Genomic DNA, 19,462 nt, shown 5'->3' on the forward strand with positions numbered 1-19,462 from the left:
AACCACAACATCATGGTCGTCCTCGACATGCACCAAGACCTCTACAGCGAGGCGTTCGGCGGCGAGGGCGCCCCCGACTGGGCCAACATCACCGGCGGCCTTCCTCATATCGGCGTGGGCTTCCCGGGCACCTACCCGGTGAGCCCGGCACAGAACTACGCCTGGGACGCGTTCTGGGCCAACGAGAAGACGCCGGACGGCATCGGGTTGCAGAACCACTACGGCATCATGTGGCAGGCCGTCGCCAACTACTTCAAGGGCAACGAGAACGTCGCCGGCTACGAGATCATGAACGAGCCGTGGGCGGGCTCACAGGCCCTGGGCAGCATCTTGGGCAACCCGTACTTCGACGCCCAGCAGCTGACCCCGTTCTACGACCAGATAACTGCGGCCATCCGCTCGGTCGACCCGAACAAGACAGTGTTCTACGAGCCCAACACGCTGTTCGGCAGCCTGCCGGTGCCCACCCACATGGGCGCAGTCGAAGACGAGAACTCGGTGTTCTCCTTCCACCACTACTGCGTCACGACCTCCCTGATTCCTGGCTCCAGCTTCGGTTGCGACTGGAACGCCGACATCGTCTTCGGCTACGCCAACGACTACATGGAGCAGAACAACGTCCCGGGTTGGCTGAGCGAGTTCGGTGCCACCAACAACCTTGGGACCATCGATGCCAGCCTGGTGGCCTCCAACCAGAATCTGGTCGGTTGGGCGGCGTGGGCCTACACCGGCAAGGACATCACCAGCGCGTCGCCGGAAGACCAGGCGCTGATCTACGACACGAACCTGCCGCCGACCGGCGACAACGTCAACTGGGGCAAGCTCGACCTCCTGGCTCAGCCCTACCCCCAGGCGATCTCGGGCACCCCGACCGGCATCTCCTTCAACAATGGCGAGTTCAACTTCAGCTACACCACCGACCGCGCCGACGGCTCAGGCATGTTCGGCGCAGGTGCGGAAACCACCATCGCCGTGCCCGCCAACCACTTCCCCAACGGCTACATGGTGGAGGTCACCGGCGGAACCGTCACCTCGGCACCCAATGCCCCACTGCTGACCATCGGATCCGACGGCGACGCCTCCACCATCAGCGTCAAGGTGATCCGGATCTAGCTGATCTGGGGCCGCGGGCGCTCCGCCAGCGGTATCGGCGGAGCGCTGGCGCGCACCGTCTGGCGCACCTCCCCGAGGCCCTGTACCTGCAGGGTCACCACGTCGCCGTCACTCAGCCAACCCGGAAAGGGTTGCGGCAGCGCCGGATCGAGATGCTCAAGCAGGGTGCAGGTCGGAACGGTGCCGGATCCGAAGACGTCGCCCGGTTGCAATGGCACGCCGCGCGAGGCGTAACTGATGATCTCGCCGAAGCTCCAGTCCATGGCCCCGGTCGACCCGAGGCCCACGATCACGTCGTTGACGATCGCGGTGGTGTGCAGGCTGAGCCTGCCGTTGCGGCGGTAGGGCTCCAGCTCGTCGGGGGTGACCAGGTAGGGCCCCAGGGTGACCCCGCTGTCCTTGCCCTTGGCCTGCCCGATCGCCAGCACGCCCTCCTGAGCCTGCAGGTCTCGCGCCGACCAGTCGTTGAAGATCGTGTAGCCGATAATGGCTCGCTCGGCTTGATCCACTGACAGGTTCGCGCCGGAAGTGCCGATGATCGCGGCGACCTCCAGCTCGAAGTCCTGGCAGACGCTGCCAGGCGCCATGGGCGCATCGTCGTAGGGCCCCAGAACCGTTGCTGGGCACGCGAAATAGAACGCCGGAATGCGGTACCAGGTGTCATCGAGGTCGCGGCTCCGACCGGTCGCGGCCAGGCAGTTGCGCATGTGGTCCAAAAAGCACAGGCTGTCGCGGATCGACGGCGGGCGCGGGATCGGCGCCATCAGCGTCACCTGATCGGCCCGCACCGTCGCCGAGGGCGTCTTCAGCACCCGCTCGCCGGCATCCCGCAGACCATCCGGGCCGAGCCGGATCAGCTCCAGCAGCGTCACAGCGGTCGGCATCGCATGGATCACCTCGCCGTCCAGCACCCCCGTGCGCTCACCGTCTTCGCCTCGATAGGTCACCCAACGCATCGGTCAATCCTCACTCACCACCTCATCCGGCGCCTTGTCGGGCCGCAGACCGCGCCAGCTGGGCTGGCGCAGCCGGCCGTCGGAGGTGCGTTCGCTGTAGCGCACCTCGCCCACCACCGTCGGCTCCACGAAGGTGACACCTTTGGCATCCGAAGCGGAAAGTGCTGCGTCGAAGGGTGATTCACCGGCATCCCGCGGCACCAGCATCTTCTTCAGGGCGCCCAGCTGGCGCTCGGTGAAACCCGTGCCGACCCGGCCGACGAAACGCAGACGGCCGGCGTCGGGAACACCCATCAGCAGTGACCCGATCCCCCCGCCACGCGCTCCCTCACCAGCCCGCCAGCCGCCGATCACAATCTCCTGAGTCAGCCAGTGCTTGGACTTGACCCACGCCGACGATCTGCGCCCCGGCTGGTAGGTCGAGTCCCACTTCTTGGCGACCACGCCCTCCCAGCCGAGACTGAGCGACTGTTCCAGCGCCTTGGCCCCGTCGGGATACAGCAGGTCCTGGACCACCAGATCAGTTCCGTGCGCGAGGGTTTCCAGCAGACGCCGACGGTCCCGGTAGGCCGCCCGCAGCAGCGGCCGGCCGTCGAGATAGAGCAGGTCGAAAGCCCAGAACTGTAACCGGGCCGCGCGGGCATTGTTCTGCATCGCGGCGAAGCTGGGGACGCCGGCGTCGTCGAGCGCAACCAGCTCGCCGTCCAACACCAGGTGATGTTCGGCCAGGTCGGCGGCGGGAAACGGCAGCTGCGGATATTCGGCGGTGACGTCGCGGCCGCTGCGGGCACGCAGCCGCAGCCGACCGTGGTCGGCCTCCACCAGCAGCCGGTAGCCGTCCCATTTGCCTTCGAAGGCCCACTGGCTCGGAGCCAGCCGGGCCACCGAGCCATGGGTGGCCAGCATCGGCGTCAGTTCGGTGAAGGAAAACGCCTGCTGATCTTTCATGCGGTGTGCCAGCCACTGATCTCCCCCGGTGCGGATCAGTGCGTATCGCCCGGAGATCCGGCTGCCGGCGAGCACGACGATCACCTCCCCTTTGTCGGGCCCGTCTTCGAACTTCTCGGTCACATACGTACCCGAATCCCAGATGCTCACGGTGCCGGCGCCGTACTCCCCCTTGGGGATGGTGCCTTCGAAGCTGCCGTACTCCAGCGGATGGTCTTCGGTGCGCACCGCGAGATGGTTGACCGACGTCGTCTCCGGAAGGTTCTTGGGCACCGCCCAGCTCACCAACACCCCGTCGCGCTCAAGCCGGAAGTCGTAGTGCAGCCGGCGGGCGTGATGCTCCTGGATGACAAAACTGTTTCCCTCGCCCGGCGCCGGTGCCGCGGCCGGAACGGGTTCGGGCGTCCGGGCGGCGTCACGTTTGGCCCGGTACACGGCAAGGCGATCTTGGCCTTTCAGGGGGCCATCAAGGCCGGCCAACAGGTCGCCGTCACGGGCGACGCGGTCCAGCACTTCATCGAAGCGCAACTGCCGCAGGTCCGGGTCGTCCAGCTCGGCCCAGGTGCGTGGAGCGGCGACCGTCGGATGGTCACGGCCGCGCAGCGAATACGGTGCGATGGTGGTCTTGGCCGCGTTGTTCTGACTCCAGTCGAGAAAGACCTTGCCGGTCCGCAGCTTCTTGGCCATGGTCGCGGTCACCAGCTCGGGCATCGCGGTTTCAAGCTGTTGCGCAACGCGTTTGGCCACCGCGACGGCGCCGGAGCTGCTCACCGGACGCTCCAGTGCCGCATAGATGTGCAGTCCCTTACTACCGCTGGTGAGCGGAAAGGTCTCCAGGCCCAGATCGCAGATCAGGTCGCGGATGGCCCGCGCCACCTCGGCGAGCTGACTCATCGACACACCCTCGCCCGGATCGAGATCGAACACCAGCCGCGTCGCCAGTCCGGGCTTGAGCACCTTCCCGCCGTGGGTCCACTCGGCCTCGAAACGCCACTGCGGTACATGAACTTCCAGCGCGGCCTGCTGGGCGATCCAGGCCAGGCCGTCGAGGTCCTCGATGATCGGATAGGTGGTGACCCCGGAGCGATGTTGGATGTCGGCGCGGGCCAACCAGCCCGGCGCCGAGGAAGCCAGTTGCTTTTCGAAGAACGACCCCTGCTCGACACCGTTGGGCCAGCGCTTGCGCGTCGCCGGGCGTCCCGCGATGTGCGGCAGCATCACTTCGGCGATGCGGGTGTAGTAGTCGTAGACCTCGGCCTTGGTGGTGCCCGTGGCGGGATAAAGCACCTTGTCGGCGTTGGTCAGCTTCACCCGGGTCTGGATGGACTCAGCGACCATGCGACCAACCTACGTCGCGCCAAAGCAGGTTATCGGCACTCTCGCGTGGGCATACTGGCCTCATGCGTTCCATCTGGAAGGGTTCGATCGCATTCGGTCTGGTCAACGTGCCGGTGAAGGTCTACAGCGCCACCGAAGACCACGACATCAAGTTCCGGCAGGTGCACGCCAAGGATCACGGGCGAATCCGCTACCGGCGAGTGTGCGAGGAGTGCGGCGAAGTCGTGGAGTACGGCGACATCGCGCGGGCCTACGAGTCCGACGACGGCAGGATGGTGGTCATCACCGACGACGACATCGCGAACCTGCCCGAGGAGCGCGACCATGAGATCGCCGTTCTGGAGTTCGTTCCGTCCGCTGATCTGGACCCGATGCTGTATGACCGCAGCTACTTTCTGGAGCCCGCGTCGAAGTCGATCAAATCCTATGTGCTGCTGGCCAAGACGCTGGCAGACACCGACCGGGTGGCGATCGTGCACTTCACACTGCGCAACAAGACCCGGCTGGCCGCGCTACGGGTCAAGGATTTCTCCAAGCGCGACGTGATGGTGGTGCATACCCTGCTGTGGCCGGACGAGATCCGCGACCCCGACTTCCCCGCGCTGGACACCAAGGTCGAGATCAAGCCGGCCGAACTCAAGATGGCCGGTCAAGTAGTGGAATCGATGGCCGACGATTTCGACCCGGACCGTTACCACGACACCTATCAGGAGCAGTTGCACGAGCTGATCGCGGCCAAACTCGAAGGCGACGAGGCGTTCACCCCCGAGGAGCGTCCCGCCGAACTGGACGCCACCGAGGACGTCTCCGACCTACTGGCCAAGCTGGAGGCCAGCGTGAAGAAGCGATCGGGGTCCACGAAGTCACCCGCCAAGAAGGCACCCGCTAAGAAGGCACCGGCCAAGAAGGCACCGGCGAAGAAGAGCGCCTCCCGCACGTCGTGATCTGGCGCGGCCAACGCCGTCACACGTGCCCCAAACACTGAATTAGAACGTGTTTCAAAAAAGGGGTTCAGCTGGTGGTCGATCCTTGTTAGCGTGGCGAAGTGATCCTCGACAAATTCCGAATCGATAATCAAACCGCTGTAGTTACCGGAGCTGGGCGGGGCCTGGGCGCCGCCATTGCCGTCGCGTTCGCCGAGGCCGGTGCCGACGTGGTGATCGCCTCACGTACCGAATCTGAACTAGAGGCCGTCGCTGAACAGGTCAGAGCGGCGGGTCGTCGTGCCCACGTCGTCGTCGCCGATCTCGCCCATCCCGAGCAGACGGCGAAGCTGGCCGCCGAAGCGGTCGAGGCGTTCGGCAGGCTCGACATCGTGGTCAACAACGTCGGCGGAACGATGCCCAACACCTTGCTGACCACGTCGACCAAGGACCTCAAGGACGCGTTCACGTTCAACGTGGCGACGGCGCACGCACTGACCATCGCCGCGGTGCCACTGATGCTGGAGCACTCCGGTGGCGGCTCGTTCATCAACATCACCTCCACCATGGGGCGGGTGCCCGGGCGGGGCTTCGCCGCCTACGGCACGGCCAAGGCCGCCTTGGCCCACTACACCCGGCTGGCCGCGCTCGACCTGTGCCCCAAGATCCGGGTCAACGGTATCGCCCCGGGATCGATCATGACGTCGGCGCTGAACGTGGTGGCTTCCAACGACGAGCTGCGCACCCCGATGGAGAAGGCCACGCCGCTGCGTCGACTCGGTGACCCCGAGGAGATCGCGGCGGCCGCCCTGTATCTGGCCTCCCCGGCCGGCGCCTACCTGACCGGCAAGGTGCTCGAAGTCGATGGCGGCATCACATTCCCGAACCTTGACCTGCCCGTCCCGGACCTGTGAGGAACTGCTGACCTATGACTAACGCAACGACGATGCAGAGCGAAGCGATGAGGAGGAGTGGCGAACGATGACACTGCGTGTTGCCCAGATCGGCACCGGCAACGTCGGTGTCCACGCATTGAAAGCGCTGATCACCAACCGCGAGTTCGAACTGACCGGGGTGTGGGTGTCCTCGGACGCCAAGGCCGGCAAGGACGCCGCAGAGCTGGCCGGAGTAGACACGCCGACCGGCGTGACCGCGACGACTGACCTGCAGCAGGTGCTCGACACCAAGCCCGACTGCGTGGTCTACACCGCGCTGGCCGACAATCGGCTCGTCGAGGCGCTGGAGGACTTCAAGCGCATCCTGGCAGCCGGTATCAATGTGGTCGGCAGCAGCGCGGTGTTCCTGCAATATCCGTGGAACGTCATCCCCGCCGAGATGCTGACCCCGATCGAGGACGCCGCCAAGGCCGGCAACGCCAGCTTGTTCATCAATGGCATCGACCCGGGCTTTGCCAACGACCTGCTGCCGCTCGCGCTGGCCGGCACGTGCCAGAGCATTCAGCAGATCCGCTGCATGGAGATCGTCGACTACGCCACCTACGACAGCGCCGCCGTCATGTTCGACGTGATGGGCTTCGGTAAGTCGATGGACGAGACCCCGATGCTGCTGCAACCGGGTGTGCTCAGCTTGGCGTGGGGTTCGGTGGTGCGCCAGCTCGCAGCCGGCCTGGGCCTGGAACTCGACTCGGTGGAGCAGTCCCACATCCGGGTGCCCGCGCCCGAGGACTTCTCGATCTCTTCCGGTGACATCGCCGAGGGCACGGCCGCCGCGTTGCGGTTCGAGGTGCGCGGCATGGTGGACGGCAAGGCCGCGGTGGTTCTTGAGCACGTCACCCGGCTGCGCGAGGACCTGTGTCCGGAGTGGCCGCAGCCGGCCCAGCCGGGCGGGTCCTACCGCGTCGAGGTCACCGGTGAGCCGTCGTATGCGCTGGACCTGTGCCTGTCCAGCCCCAATGGCGACCACAACCACGCCGGCCTGGTGGCCACCGCGATGCGGGTGGTCAACGCCGTTCCGGCGGTGGTTGCGGCCGAGCCGGGCATTCGGACCACGCTGGACCTGCCGCTGATCACCGGGCGTGGTCTGTACCAGGCCGGCTGATCCACCGCGACGTCGTGACCACCCCCGGGCGGTGAGATTCCGGCTACCCTGACTTTCCTGTTCATGAATCCGGATCGAAAGGGTGCCGGTGGCCCAGGACGCCACGGCGGGGCTGAAGCCGGGCTGGGCGTTGCTCGGCCCGGCTTTCGTCGCCGCCATCGCCTACGTCGACCCGGGTAACGTCGCCGCCAACGTCAGCGCGGGAGCCAAATTCGGCTTCCTGCTGGTCTGGGTCATCGTCACGGCCAACGTCATGGCCGGGTTGGTGCAGTACCTGTCGGCCAAGCTCGGTTTGGTGACCGGGCGCTCACTGCCGGAGGTGATCGGCGCCCACAGCCGCAAACCGGCCCGGATCGCTTACTGGCTACAGGCGGAATTGGTCGCGATGGCAACCGATCTCGCCGAGGTGGTGGGCGGAGCGATTGCGCTGAACCTGATTTTCGGGTTGCCGCTGCTGCTCGGCGGCCTGATCACCGGCGCCGTGTCGATGGCCCTGCTGGCGGTGGGCGACCGGCGCGGTCCGCGGATCTTCGAGCAGGTGACCAGCGGACTGCTGCTCATCATCGCCATCGGATTCCTGGCCAGCCTGGTAGTCGCCCCGCCGCCACCGGCCGACGTCGTCGCCGGCCTGCTGCCCCGCTTCGACGGCACCGAAAGCGTGCTGCTGGCCACCGCGATCCTCGGCGCAACCGTCATGCCGCATGCGGTGTACCTGCACTCCGGGCTGGCCCGGGACCGGCATGGCCGGCCCGAGCCTGGTCCGGCACGACGGCGACTGCTGCGGGTGACCCGCTGGGATGTCGGCCTTGCGATGCTGGTAGCCGGGACGTTGAACCTGGCCATGCTGGTGGTGGCTGCCAATAGTCTGCGCGGCGTGGACCACGCCGATTCCATCGAAGGAGCGCACGCCGCGGTCGGCCACACCCTGGGCCCCACGGTCGCACTGCTGTTCGCTATCGGCCTCTTGGCCTCGGGATTGGCGTCGACGTCGGTGGGAGCCTATGCCGGCGCGATGATCATGCAGGGCCTGTTGCGGGTTTCGGTTCCGCTGCTCTGGCGCCGGCTGATCACGCTGGGCCCGGCGCTGGCCATCCTGGCTTGGGGGATCGAGCCCACGCGGGCACTGGTGATCTCGCAGGTGGTGTTGTCCTTCGGCATCCCGTTCGCGCTGGTACCGCTGATCCGGGTGACCGGCGACCGGTCAGTGATGGGTGCCGATGCCAACAGGCCGCTGACTGCGGCCCTCGGCTGGGTGATCACCGTGGTGATCGGGTCACTCAATATGGCGCTGATCTACCTGACGTTGCGCTGATCGACGGTTCGGCCGCGGGCGGGAACCATCGGCCGGTTCGTCGCGTTTATTAAGTGCACTAACTAGTCGCTGGGCTGAGCAAATCGCCCTGGCCATCACTTCAAGGAGCGCTCATGGCACGCACCGACAACGACACCTGGGACCTCGCCACCAGCGTGGGAGCGACCGCGACCATGGTCGCCGCCGCCCGCGCGATCGCCACCAAGGCCGACAATCCCCTGATCGACGACCGCTTCGCCGAGCCGCTGGTCCGAGCTGTCGGCGTCGACTTCTTGACCAAGTGGGCAGCCGGCGAGCTGGCGGGCACCGATCTCGACGACCACGAGTCCGGCTGGAAGCTCGGCCAGATGCCCGATGCGATGGCCGTCCGCACCCGCTTCTTCGACGCGTTCTTCGCCGACGCCACCCAGGCCGGGATCCGCCAGGCCGTGATCTTGGCATCGGGCCTGGATGCGCGGGCCTACCGACTGACATGGCCCGCCCGCATGACGATCTTCGAGATCGACCAGCCCGCGGTGCTGGCATTCAAGACCGCGACGCTGGCCGAGCTGGGCGCCGAGCCGACCGCCGATCGCCGCGGCGTGGCCGTCGATCTGCGCGATGACTGGCCTGCCGCCTTGAGCGAAGCGGGGTTCGACCGCACCCAGCCCACCGCGTGGATCGCTGAGGGACTGCTCGGCTATCTCCCGCCGGAGGCGCAGGACCGGTTGCTGGACAACATCACCGCACTGAGCGCCGACGGCAGCCGACTGGCCACCGAGGCCATTCCCAACATTTCGGCGGCCCAGCATGAGCAGGCCAGGGAAATGATGCGCAGTGCCACCGAGAAGTGGCGGGCGCACGGCTTCGACCTGGAGTTCTCCGAGCTCGGATACGACGGTGAGCGCAACGACGTGGCCGACTACCTGGACTCCTTGGACTGGACCTCGACCGGCCAGTCCATGACCGAGCTGTTGACGCAGCACGACCGTCCGACACCCGCGCGGGGCGCCGACTCGGTGTCGATGGCCGACACGACCTACTACACCTCGATCAAGCGGGGCTAGCAGGCCGAGCCGGATCAGGCGGAGACGGTCTGGCGCGCCTTGGCCTTCTCTTCGTAGTATTTGGCCCGCTCGTCGACCATCTTCATGAAGCCGATGACCTGCTCGCGGGCCTCGTCGCCGGCAGCGCCGAAGTCTTTGCGCTCGTGGATCTTCCAGAAGCGCAGCACCGGCTGGATGACGTCGTCGTGGTGGATGCGCAGGTCGTAGATGCCGGCCTTGGCGATCAGGATCGCGTTCTCCTGGAAACCGGGCATGTTCATCCCGGGCATCGCGAAGCCGAGCACCTCGTCGCGGATCGCGCACATCGCCTCGTCCGGGGCGATGTCCAGGGCCGCCTGCATCAGGTTGCGGTAGAACACCATGTGCAGGTTCTCGTCGAGAGCGACCCGGGCCAGCAACTGGTCGGCGAGGGGGCATCCGGAGGCCTTGCCGGTGTTGCGGTGCGACACTCGGGTGGCGAGTTCCTGGAACGAAACGTACGCCAGCACCTGCAGCGCTGACTTGCCGCCGGCGTCATAGCCCGCGACGGTGTGCTGCATCCGCATGTTCTCCAGGTTCACCGGGTCGATACCGCGGGTCACGATGAGGTAGTCGCGCAGCGCGATGCTGTGACGGCCTTCCTCGGCGGTCCACTGGCCGACCCAGGTGCCCCAGGCGCCGTCGCGGCTGAAGGTGGTGGCGATCTCGCGATGGTAGGACGGCAGATTGTCCTCGGTCAGCAAGTTGACCAGCAGTGCGGCCTTGGCGACCGGGTCCAGCGGTGAGTCTTCGGGAACCCAGTCCTCGCCGCCGAGGAACGCGAAGTCGCGCCCCCTGCTCCACGGCACGTAGTCGTGCGGCAGCCACGGCTTGGCGGCCTTGAGGTGCCGATTGAGGTTCTGCTCGACAATCGGCTCCAGCTCATGAAGCAAGGCCGTCTGGACATTTACCATCGCTTTTTAGTCCCCTCCCTGATCGACAGGCGGGCTGTCGCTTGGCCCCCCAGCCAACCTACGGTCCCGTAGGTTTGGTCCACGGTAAGCACCCACCCCGCCACGTGTCAACCGTTAACTTAGCTGCTTCGGCGCATTCCGCATCCCGAATCGACCGACCAAATCAGCGGCCCAGCTAACTGCGCGGGGTCTGTGAGCGTGCTAGTGGCGGCGATCCGCTTGCTCTTCCGACTGCCGCTTGAGCCCGTCTGCCTCCATGTCGACGTAGCGACGAATCCGGCCACCGGCGAGCAGGCCGGCCAGCCAGGACATCGGACCGGTCACAGCGAAGGTCAGCACGGCCCGCACCCCTGACCCGGTCGGCGTCAGCTCATGAAAGCCGGTGAAGCGGATACCGGCCGCCGACGCGGTCCAGGTGAAGGACCGCTCGGGGACCAGGTCGGTGACGGTCCAGACCATCGGCCGGCCGGCGGGTTGGCGGACTCGGGCGGTGCTGCCGACTCGCAGCGGACCGGAGTCCAGCCGGGTGATCTCACGCATCGACGCCGTCCAGTCCGGCCAATGCTCGACATCGATCAGGACGGCCCAGACGTCGCTGGGCTGGGCCGCGATGGGATCGGTGCGGGTGTAGTGCATCGGCGCTCCCTTCCCCTCAACGGCACGCTACCCAAGTTCGGCGGTGCGCGGAACCTCGGTGAAACTGCAGCCAGGGTCGTGATCGTGCACACGTCTACAGCCCTGCGCGCAATCTCAGCGCGGTTGCGCCGCCACCCGGGCGCGTTCCCGCATGGAGGCAACCACTCCCCCGTCGGCGAGGATGTCGGCGCCGGTGAGATAGGCGCACTTGTCTCCGGCGCAGAAGGCGAACAGCTCGGCCATCTCCTCGGCCGTACCCCATCGCGGGATCAGCGCGTCGGGCATCATCATGCCCACTCCGGCCTTCTCTTCGCGCCGGCCCATCTCGGTGTCGATGTTGCCCGGCGACACCGAGACGATGCGCAGCCCGCGACCGCCGAACCGCTCGGCCTGCGAGGCGCAGTACCACTTCACGAAAGCCTTACTGACGGTGTAGGAGAAGCCCGAACGCATCTGCTCGGGTGCGTTGTTGCAATACGCCGTCATCGCGGCCACGAAGGCGTCGCCGTCGCTGTACGCCAGCGGAAACTTCGCTGTGGGGTATGCCTTGTCCGGCAGCAATTGCGCGGCCATCGAAGCCACGTTGACGATCACCGCGCCCTCGGGCGCGACGTCGTAGAACACCTCGTTGACCACAACGGTGCCGAACGCGTTGATCCGCATGACGAATTCGGCGTCGCCCATGCTCGGGCTGACCCCCGCAGTGTGGATCACCGACGCCAGCGACCCGAGACCGGCAGCGGTGTCGAAAAGCCGGGTCACCGCACCACGGTCGGTGACATCGCAGTTGACGGCGGTCGCGGCGATGCCGAGCTGCTCAAGGGCGGCCTGCGCCGCGTCGAGCCGCTCGGGCCGGACATCGCACAGCACCAGGGTGTGGTCTCGGCCCAGGATCTTGGCCGTCGCCAGCCCCATACCGCCCGCGCCCCCGGTGATCACTGATACTGAAGCCATAACTGGACGGTAGACGGCTGCGCACCAGTGCCGGTCGACTGGGTGATGCGGAGAGTCGAAATGACCGATCTGTCAGGCAAAGTGGCGCTGGTGACCGGCGCGTCGTCGGGCCTGGGCGCGGCGACCGCGCAACTGTTCGCCCGGCGCGGTGCGACGGTGTTCGGGTTGGCGCGCGACGCCGAGCGACTGGCCACGGTGTTCGCCGACGTTCCCGGCGGGCAGTACGCCCCCACCGACATCAGCACCGCGGCGGCGTGCGCGGCGGCGGTCGAGCAATGCGTCGCCCAGTTCGGCCGGCTCGATGTTCTGGTCAACGTCGCCGGCGCCCATCAGATGCGCCACACGCTGTCCGTCACCGACGACGAGTGGGCCCACGATCTGGCGGTCAACCTCAACGGGCCGTTCTTCCTGTGCCGCGCGGCGCTGCCGCACCTGCTGGAGACCGCCGGCAATATCGTCAACGTCGCCTCGATCGCCGGGGTGGAGGGGCAGGCGTACTCGGCGGGCTACTGCGCGGCCAAGCACGGACTCGTCGGGCTCACCCGGGCATTGGCCGTGGAGTTCACCGCGGAGAAGCTACGAGTCAACGCGGTGTGCCCCGGCGGCATGCTGACCCCGCAGGTGACCAATTTCCAGCTTCCCGAGGGCGCCGACGTCAACCTGATCATGCGGGTGGCCTCGCCGCGCGGGATGAGCGCCCCGGGCGACGTCGCGGAGGTGATCGCCTTTTTGGCCAGTGACGCCGCCGCTGCCGTGCACGGAGCGGTGTACATGACCGACAACGGCAAGACGGCCGGGTAGCCGGCCACTAGCCTGCCCACCATGGATCCGACTTCCAGCCCCGCGGCGCAACGTCCCGTACTGCCGGAGGGTTACGGGTTACCGGATTCGGCGGCGGGCCTATTGAGCTGGTCCGACGTGGAAGGACGCCTGACCGCCGCACAGCACTACTGGTTGAGCACGGTGCGCCCGGACGGCACCCCGCACTCGGTGCCGCGATGGGGGGTATGGCTTGATGGCCGGTTCTACTACGACGGTGCACCCACCACGCGTCACGCGCGAAACGCGCAGCACAACCCGGCCTGCACCCTGACCCTCGAAAGCGGTACGCAGGTGGTCATCGTCGAGGGAATCTCGGTGGCCACCGCCGCCGACCCCGACGGCCTCGGAGCCCGGCTGGCGATCGCCTTTACGAAATATCACCCGCAGTACGCGCCCGGCGCCGACGCCTGGGCAGGGCCCGATGGGTGCGGGCTGCGCATGATCATTCCCCGCCGGGCGCTGGCCTGGTTCGCGTTCCCCACCGACTGCACCCGATTCGTGTTCTCCGAGGGCGCAGCCCAGGCGTCGGGCCCTAGCTGATCAGCGCAGCGCCAGACCCGTCAGTGCCCTGGCGATCACCAGCCGCTGAATCTCACTGGTGCCTTCGAAGATGGTGAAGATCTTGGCGTCGCGGTGCATCCGCTCGACCGGGTAGTCGCGGGTGTAGCCGTTACCGCCGAGAATCTGGATGGCCTCGTCGGTGACGTAGACCGCCGTCTCGCTGGCGAACAGCTTGGCCATCGAGCCCTCGGCGTTGTCGAAGGCCTTGTTGTTGCGGGCCATCCAGCCGGCACGCCAGACCATGAGCCGGGCGGCGTCGATGCGGCTCTTCATGTCGGCCAGCTTGAAGGAGACCGCCTGGAACTCGCCGATCTTGCGGCCGAACTGTTCGCGCTGGCAGGCGTATTCGAGGGCGTATTCGTAGGCGGCGCGGGCCACGCCCACAGCCATCGCGCCCACTGATGGACGGGTGCGCTCGAAGGTCTTCATGGCGGCCTGCCCGCCGGCCGACGCGCCGGACTTGACCCGGGCGACGCGAGCCTCGAACTTCTCCCGCCCCCCGAGGATCATGTCCTCGGGCAGCCGGACGTTGTCGAGCACGATCTCGGCGGTGTGCGACGCCCGGATGCCATGCTTCTTGAACTTCTGGCCCTGCGCCAGCCCGGTGGTGCCGGGCGGGATGATGAACGTGGCCTGCCCACGTGAGCCCAATTCGGGATACACCGAGGCGACCACGATGTGCACGTTGGCGATGCCGCCGTTGGTGGCCCAGGTCTTGGTGCCGTTGAGCACCCATTCGCGGGCCGCTTCGTCGTAGCGGGCGCGCGTCCGGATCGCGCCGACATCGGAACCGGCGTCGGGTTCCGAGGAGCAGAAGGCCGCGACCTTGGGGTCATCAGCGGTGCCGAACATCTCGGGCAGCCACAGACCCAGCTGCTCGGGGGTTCCGTTGCCCGCCAACGCCGCTGCGGCAAGTCCGGTCCCCAGGATCGACAGGGCGATCCCGGCGTCGCCCCAGAAGAGCTCCTCGAACACCGCCAGCATGCCGATTCCGCTGGGTTCGGCCGCCTGGGTGGCGAACAGCTCCGGCGAGTACAGGCCGATCTTGGCCGCCTCCTGGATGACCGGCCACGGCGTCTCTTCGCGCTCGTCCCATTCGGCGGCGGCGGGGCGCACGACCTCGGCGGCGAACTGGTGCACCCAGTCACGCACCTCGATCACGTCATCGCTGGGCTCTACCGAGAACGACATGGCAACTCCTGAAAAGGATTGGGCGGTCACTTGGGACACTGTCGGGCTCGATTGTGGCACCCGGAGCTGGGCGCGGTTGCGCTGCGTCGGCTTACCCCCAGGATCGATCAGGCCCACACCGCCTGTGCCACGACATGGCCGGCGTAGAACGCCCCCAGCCCGCAGGTCAGGGTGAGGACCAGATTGGCCAGCGCGTACAGCCGCGCACCGACTCCGGCCAACTGCAGCGTTTCGTAGGAGAAAGTCGAGTAGGTGGTCAGCGCCCCGCACAGACCGGTGCCGATCAACAGGTGCAGCCGCTGATCGCCGGCGCTCGCCGCCCCGGCGAGCACGCCCAGCAGCAGACTGCCCGCCACGTTGGCAGTCAGGGTGCCCCAGGGGAATGCGGTGTCGTGGCGGGCTTGGACGAAGCGATCGGTCAGATAGCGCAGCGGGGCTCCCACCGCTGCGCCGGCGATGACCAGGAGCCAGGTCACTGGCTGGCGGGGGTGCGCCCGATGTGCCGGACCACCTCGACTTCGTCCACCAGGATCAGTCCCTCGGTGACCAGCTCGTCGAGCTCGGGCAGAAATGCCCGGACGCGCTCAGGGGCATCGACGATGACCACCGAGACCGGCAGGTCCTCCGACATCGACAGCAGGCGGGTGGTGTGGATGGCCGAGGACGCTCCGAAGCCCTCGATACCGCGGAACACCGACGCGCCGGCCAGGCCGGCCCGCCGCGCGCGGTGCACGATCTCGCTGAACACCGGCTTGTGGTGCCAGGTGTCGCTCTCACCGAGAAATACCGTCAGGCGCAGGGCGCGTCCGGTGAGCTGGTTCATGCGATCCTCCTGATGAGCAGACGACGGGCGAGGGACGCGGCGGTCCAGGTCGCGATCAGCGCCGCGACCGGTGTGCTGAGCAGGTAGAGCAGCGCCCGGGCGAGCCGGCCGGCGGCGATCAGGGTGTCGACGTCGCCGGCGAAGGTGGAGAACGTGGTGTAGCCGCCGAGCACACCGGTGCCCAACAGGGGGCGCAACAGCCGATGCCCGACCCACACTTCGGTGATCGCCACCATGAGCACCCCCATCAGTGCACAGCCGGTGACGTTGGTGATCAAAGTGGCCCAAGGGAATCCGTCGGCCGGCGTGGGCAGGGCCAACGCGACGGCGTAGCGCGCGCAGGCGCCGATGGCGCCGCCGACCGCGACGGCCGCGACTACTGGCGCCTGATCACGCACCGCCGAGCCCCGTTCAACCGCCGTGCGCGGCGGCCTCACGGGTGATCTGGTCGAACTGCGCCGCCATGGCCTCGGCCAGCGCGGTGGCCGCCGACAGCGGCCGCACCATCACCACGAAGTCGTCGATCTTGCCGTCGTCGTCGGTATGCAGGAAGTCGCATCCAGTGATCCGCTTGCCGTCGACCGACGCCTCGAAGATCAGGGCGTGGTCGCGTCCCGACGCGTCGGTGATCTCGCGGACGTAGTGGAAGTCCTGGAAAACACGCATCACCGCGCGCAGGATCGCCGCGGTGATCGGCTTGCCCGGGTAGGGCTTGAACGCCACCGGGGAGGTGAACACGACATCGTCGGACAGCAGCTCCTCGATGGCCGCGGCATCGCGGGCCTCCACAGCTTGCCGGAATGGGTGCACCGGAACACCTCCACTGGTCAACATGTTGCAAAGCCCTACGGTAGACCCAGGGACTGTCCGATGCTGCGGGTTCCTTGCCGCGGGGGATCCACCGAGGCCTATCACCGGAATCGTCGGTCGATGACCTCACGCGGAAGCTGGTGCGGAGTCGGGTAGGTGACCAGGACCCGAATACCATCTGGATCGCCACCGTCGACGAAACTGATATCACCCAAGGTGTTCGAGTACACACTCGGATCGTGGACGCGCATGCGTTGTTCAATCTGCTTCAGCTCCGCCTCGCTGCCGACAGACCAGATGATCTGCTCGACACCGACGCCGGTGATGCCACCAGCCCTGGACGCCTCGTGCGTGCGCAGATAGATCTCGAAGCCGTCCGGCGTCAGGAGAAGTGCCGCATCCCTCTCACGAATGGCGACATCGCACTGGAACACCTCACAGTAGAACTTCACCGAGCGGTCCAGATGCGATACCCGCATCAAACACGAGGCAACCCTCGCCGTACTCATCGGTGTCCTCTCCGGGATCAGTTCATCCCGCTAAGAAATCGGCGGGATTGATCGGTTGCCGGGGGTCGGACGACGCCAGGGTCGTCATGTTCCCCCTTCCGATTCCCAGCGATCAAGAGCGGTGGCCGCCAGATTGCGTCGTTCCCGTTCGCGTGGGCTGGCCGTCAGCAGATCACTCACCGAGACAGCGCCTTTCGACTGCGCTGCGGACATCATGGCGTCATGTGCATCGCTCGGGCCGGTGCGCGTGGGAACCACCATCAACGTGAGACGGTCACCATCGAGCCCGAGAATTTCAATCGTGTCGATCGGCTGGATCCGGTATCCATCCAACCGGACCGGCCGCCCGTCGATGACGAGTTTCTTTGGCGCACTATCCCATTCGCTCAGGTTGTACAAGACCCGGCTTATGCGACCCAATCGAACGGACAACACAGCCAACAGGTCGGGAAGCTCCACGACCAGATCCTCGGTATGTGGCCACCATGCCCCGTCGACGTATCCGCTCGGGGACGCTTTGCGCTTCAACCGTAACCGGGGCGTGTGCAGCGGTGACGTGGAGTTGTCAGGGCTTCTACGTGTTGTCTGCTGTCGCGTCATGACGACGCTCCCATCTCAGCCCTAGCGGCCAAATTTCCCGGCGATGACAGGACTTGAAAACACCGCCTGCACGAAGGACCGCCGCTGCCAACAACCCTACGCCGGTTCGGCCCCAGCGCCCGAAAGCACTGCGCAGCACCTTGGCCAATGGGGGCCGCGGGCGTCCACCGGCCGGCCCGAAAAGGAGTAGTGTTGCGGGTGTTGAGCCCCTCAGCCGGTGCAGAAGCGAGTTCGGCTGTACGCCGCCGAATTCGATGAACTTTCATTCGGGCCGCACACTCCGACGTCTAAGCCGCACATTCCGACGTCTGTGCGACGCTCACAACCCCTAACCAGAAATCGGGAAGCACCATGATCACCCTCGGGATCATTCTCATTGTCCTTGGGCTCCTTTTGCCGGCTTTGGTCCCCACCTTTGCCTACGCCCATCTCTGCGTAGTCATTGGCGTCATCCTTCTGGTCGTCGGGCTGCTCTTGGCCCTGATGGGACGGCTGGGCCACGCGGTCGGCGGGCGCAGTCACTACTACTGATCCGCCCTATACCCACGAGGTATTCAGCGACTGTCCGCTCGACCGGCCGCAGGCCAACGAAAGGGAAACATGTGGCGATCGATGAGATTTCGGCCTTCGCTCACCTGACAGACGCCGACATCGACTCGTTGGCCGATGACCTGGACGCCATCCGGCTGCACATCGAAGGTTGCCTTGGCGAGCGCGATGCGCGCTACATCCGCCGTGCCATCGCCGCCCAACGCACCCTCGAAATGGTCGGCCGGCTTATGTTGGCCGCTGATTCGAGGCGGCTGGCCTGGTGGGCGGGAACGCTGACCGTCGCTGCTGCCAAGATCATCGAGAACATGGAAATCGGGCACAACGTCATGCACGGCCAGTGGAATTGGATGAATGACCCCGAGATCCACTCCTCGACGTGGGAGTGGGACATGGCCGGAGTGTCGAAGCACTGGCAGTTCGACCACAACCTTCGCCACCACAAGTACACGAACATCGTCGGTATGGACGACGACGTCGGCTACAGCACTTTGCGGGTCACTCGCGACCAGCCTTGGCATCCGAGCAACATCGGGAACCCGCTGTACAACGTCATCCTGGCGCTCGGGTTCGAGTGGGGAATCGGCTTGCAACCCATCGAATTCGGAAACATCACCAAGGGCGGCGCAGAGCGCAGGAACGCTATCGGCAAGGCGGGCCGGTTCGCGGTGAAGGCCGGCAAGCAGGTGTTCAAAGACTACGCGGCGTTCCCCGCACTCACCGCACTGTCACCGAGGGCTACCTACCTATCGACTGTGAAGGCCAATCTGTTGGCCAACGTGATCCGGAATGTCTGGGCAAACGCAGTGATCTTCTGCGGGCATTTTCCCGATGGCGCTGAGAAATTCAGCAAGTCCGACATGCTGGGCGAATCCCGGGGTCAGTGGTATCTGCGTCAGCTGCTGGGCAGCGCCAACTTCGACGCCGGTCCGGCGATGCGGTTTATGAGCGGCCACCTATGCCACCAAATCGAACATCACCTCTACCCCGACCTGCCGAGCAATCGGTTACACCAGATCTCGGCGCGGGTGCGCCAGATCTGCGAACACTACGACCTGCCCTACACCACGGGTTCGTTCCTGACTCAGTACGGCAAGACGTGGCGCACCATCGCCAAGCTGTCGCTGCCGGATCGCTACCTGCGCGATCTCGCCGACGACGCCCCCGAGACGCGCAGCGAGCGAATGTTCACCGTACTGGCCACCGACTTCGTCGACACCGACCCGGCGACCGGGCGCCACCGCGGGCTCAAGACAGCGATCGCGGCGGTGCACCGCCGTCGACGTGCCTCCGCGAGTAAGACGAGACATGGATTACTCCGACACGCGGCACTAGCATGTCAACGTGCGTTCCCCGCGATTCGGCAGATGACGGGGTAGTC

21 protein-coding genes and 1 pseudogene are annotated in these 19,462 nt (G+C 66.4%); 10 read left to right on the forward strand and 12 right to left on the reverse strand.

The genetic code is table 11. The features are described 5' to 3' along the window. A partial coding sequence (locus N416_RS0108960) for a cellulase family glycosylhydrolase (RefSeq protein WP_024441769.1) occupies positions 1-1,113 on the forward strand: 1,113 nt, incomplete at its 5' end. Between the two features lie 8 nt (positions 1,114-1,121). Here the strand turns inward: N416_RS0108960 and N416_RS0108965 are convergent. Together N416_RS0108965 and N416_RS0108970 are read right to left on the reverse strand one after the other, a co-directional pair. Then, positions 1,122-2,069: pseudogene (locus N416_RS0108965) on the reverse strand (fumarylacetoacetate hydrolase family protein); the annotation flags it as partial. A gap of 3 nt (positions 2,070-2,072) precedes the next feature. After that, a complete protein-coding gene (locus N416_RS0108970) occupies positions 2,073-4,355 on the reverse strand; it encodes an ATP-dependent DNA ligase (protein ID WP_036457591.1) in 2,283 nt (760 codons plus the stop codon). A 62-nt stretch (positions 4,356-4,417) separates the two neighbouring features. Here N416_RS0108970 and N416_RS0108975 point away from each other — a divergent pair, with 62 nt between their 5' ends. From N416_RS0108975 to N416_RS0108995, 5 genes are all read left to right on the forward strand, one after another. Beyond that, a complete protein-coding gene (locus N416_RS0108975) occupies positions 4,418-5,299 on the forward strand; it encodes a Ku protein (RefSeq protein ID WP_024441772.1) in 882 nt (293 codons plus the stop codon). A 101-nt stretch (positions 5,300-5,400) separates the two neighbouring features. Then, on the forward strand, positions 5,401-6,192 hold the full coding sequence (locus N416_RS0108980; protein ID WP_024441773.1) for an SDR family oxidoreductase: 792 nt from the start codon (positions 5,401-5,403) through the stop codon (positions 6,190-6,192). A gap of 67 nt (positions 6,193-6,259) precedes the next feature. Continuing rightward, positions 6,260-7,336 (forward strand): diacylglycerol kinase, encoded by a 1,077-nt coding sequence (locus N416_RS0108985; RefSeq protein ID WP_024441774.1) that lies wholly within the window; start codon positions 6,260-6,262, stop codon positions 7,334-7,336. 88 nt (positions 7,337-7,424) lie between these two features. Beyond that, positions 7,425-8,648, forward strand: a complete 1,224-nt coding sequence (locus N416_RS0108990; protein WP_024441775.1) for an Nramp family divalent metal transporter — start codon at positions 7,425-7,427, stop codon at positions 8,646-8,648. 113 nt (positions 8,649-8,761) lie between these two features. Beyond that, complete coding sequence (locus N416_RS0108995; RefSeq protein ID WP_024441776.1) at positions 8,762-9,694, forward strand: class I SAM-dependent methyltransferase; 933 nt, start codon at positions 8,762-8,764, stop codon at positions 9,692-9,694. Positions 9,695-9,708: 14 nt separating this feature from the next. On the opposite strand, the gene N416_RS0109000 is transcribed toward N416_RS0108995, so the two are convergent. The 3 genes from N416_RS0109000 to N416_RS0109010 all read right to left on the reverse strand — a co-directional run bounded on the left by N416_RS0109000 (position 9,709) and on the right by N416_RS0109010 (position 12,216). Next, positions 9,709-10,626: an acyl-ACP desaturase gene (locus N416_RS0109000; RefSeq protein WP_024441777.1), complete on the reverse strand. Its 918-nt coding sequence runs from the start codon at positions 10,624-10,626 to the stop codon at positions 9,709-9,711. Positions 10,627-10,827: 201 nt separating this feature from the next. Beyond that, on the reverse strand, positions 10,828-11,262 hold the full coding sequence (locus tag N416_RS0109005; protein WP_024441778.1) for an SRPBCC family protein: 435 nt from the start codon (positions 11,260-11,262) through the stop codon (positions 10,828-10,830). Between the two features lie 114 nt (positions 11,263-11,376). Beyond that, entirely contained in the window at positions 11,377-12,216 is an 840-nt protein-coding gene (locus N416_RS0109010; protein ID WP_024441779.1) for an SDR family oxidoreductase, read from the reverse strand. Positions 12,217-12,276: 60 nt separating this feature from the next. Between N416_RS0109010 and N416_RS0109015 the strand changes: the two genes are divergently transcribed. Beyond that, positions 12,277-13,017 carry an SDR family NAD(P)-dependent oxidoreductase gene (locus tag N416_RS0109015; protein ID WP_024441780.1) on the forward strand — a complete coding sequence of 247 codons (741 nt, stop codon included), beginning with the start codon at positions 12,277-12,279 and terminating at the stop codon, positions 13,015-13,017. 21 nt (positions 13,018-13,038) lie between these two features. After that, the gene (locus tag N416_RS0109020; RefSeq protein WP_024441781.1) at positions 13,039-13,578 is read left to right on the forward strand and encodes a pyridoxamine 5'-phosphate oxidase family protein; all 540 of its coding nucleotides are present in this window, start codon (positions 13,039-13,041) and stop codon (positions 13,576-13,578) included. Here N416_RS0109020 and N416_RS0109025 read toward each other — a convergent pair whose 3' ends face one another. From N416_RS0109025 to N416_RS21475, 7 genes are all read right to left on the reverse strand, one after another. Continuing rightward, on the reverse strand, positions 13,579-14,790 hold the full coding sequence (locus N416_RS0109025; protein WP_024441782.1) for an acyl-CoA dehydrogenase family protein: 1,212 nt from the start codon (positions 14,788-14,790) through the stop codon (positions 13,579-13,581). A gap of 107 nt (positions 14,791-14,897) precedes the next feature. Continuing rightward, entirely contained in the window at positions 14,898-15,266 is a 369-nt protein-coding gene (crcB, locus tag N416_RS0109030; protein ID WP_024441783.1) for a fluoride efflux transporter CrcB, read from the reverse strand. Then, positions 15,263-15,613 (reverse strand): DUF190 domain-containing protein, encoded by a 351-nt coding sequence (locus N416_RS0109035; RefSeq protein ID WP_024441784.1) that lies wholly within the window; start codon positions 15,611-15,613, stop codon positions 15,263-15,265. Before N416_RS0109035 ends, crcB (N416_RS0109030) begins: the two co-directional genes overlap by 4 nt. Then, entirely contained in the window at positions 15,610-16,011 is a 402-nt protein-coding gene (crcB, locus tag N416_RS0109040) for a fluoride efflux transporter CrcB (protein WP_196805120.1), read from the reverse strand. The genes N416_RS0109035 and crcB (N416_RS0109040) overlap by 4 nt, the downstream gene beginning before the upstream one ends. Before the next feature lie 13 nt (positions 16,012-16,024). Continuing rightward, entirely contained in the window at positions 16,025-16,423 is a 399-nt protein-coding gene (locus N416_RS0109045; protein WP_024441786.1) for a nuclear transport factor 2 family protein, read from the reverse strand. Between the two features lie 101 nt (positions 16,424-16,524). Beyond that, positions 16,525-16,902: a VOC family protein gene (locus tag N416_RS0109050; RefSeq protein ID WP_231384084.1), complete on the reverse strand. Its 378-nt coding sequence runs from the start codon at positions 16,900-16,902 to the stop codon at positions 16,525-16,527. A gap of 114 nt (positions 16,903-17,016) precedes the next feature. Beyond that, positions 17,017-17,532 carry a DUF5994 family protein gene (locus tag N416_RS21475; protein ID WP_036457592.1) on the reverse strand — a complete coding sequence of 172 codons (516 nt, stop codon included), beginning with the start codon at positions 17,530-17,532 and terminating at the stop codon, positions 17,017-17,019. A 351-nt stretch (positions 17,533-17,883) separates the two neighbouring features. On the opposite strand from N416_RS21475, the gene N416_RS0109060 reads away from it, so the two are divergent. Beyond that, positions 17,884-18,063: a DUF6131 family protein gene (locus tag N416_RS0109060; protein ID WP_024441789.1), complete on the forward strand. Its 180-nt coding sequence runs from the start codon at positions 17,884-17,886 to the stop codon at positions 18,061-18,063. A 71-nt stretch (positions 18,064-18,134) separates the two neighbouring features. Continuing rightward, positions 18,135-19,460, forward strand: a complete 1,326-nt coding sequence (locus tag N416_RS0109065) for a fatty acid desaturase (protein WP_024441790.1) — start codon at positions 18,135-18,137, stop codon at positions 19,458-19,460. Positions 19,461-19,462 lie beyond the last annotated feature (2 nt).

The organism is Mycobacterium sp. UM_WGJ, from assembly GCF_000455125.1.
Classification (GTDB): domain Bacteria; phylum Actinomycetota; class Actinomycetes; order Mycobacteriales; family Mycobacteriaceae; genus Mycobacterium.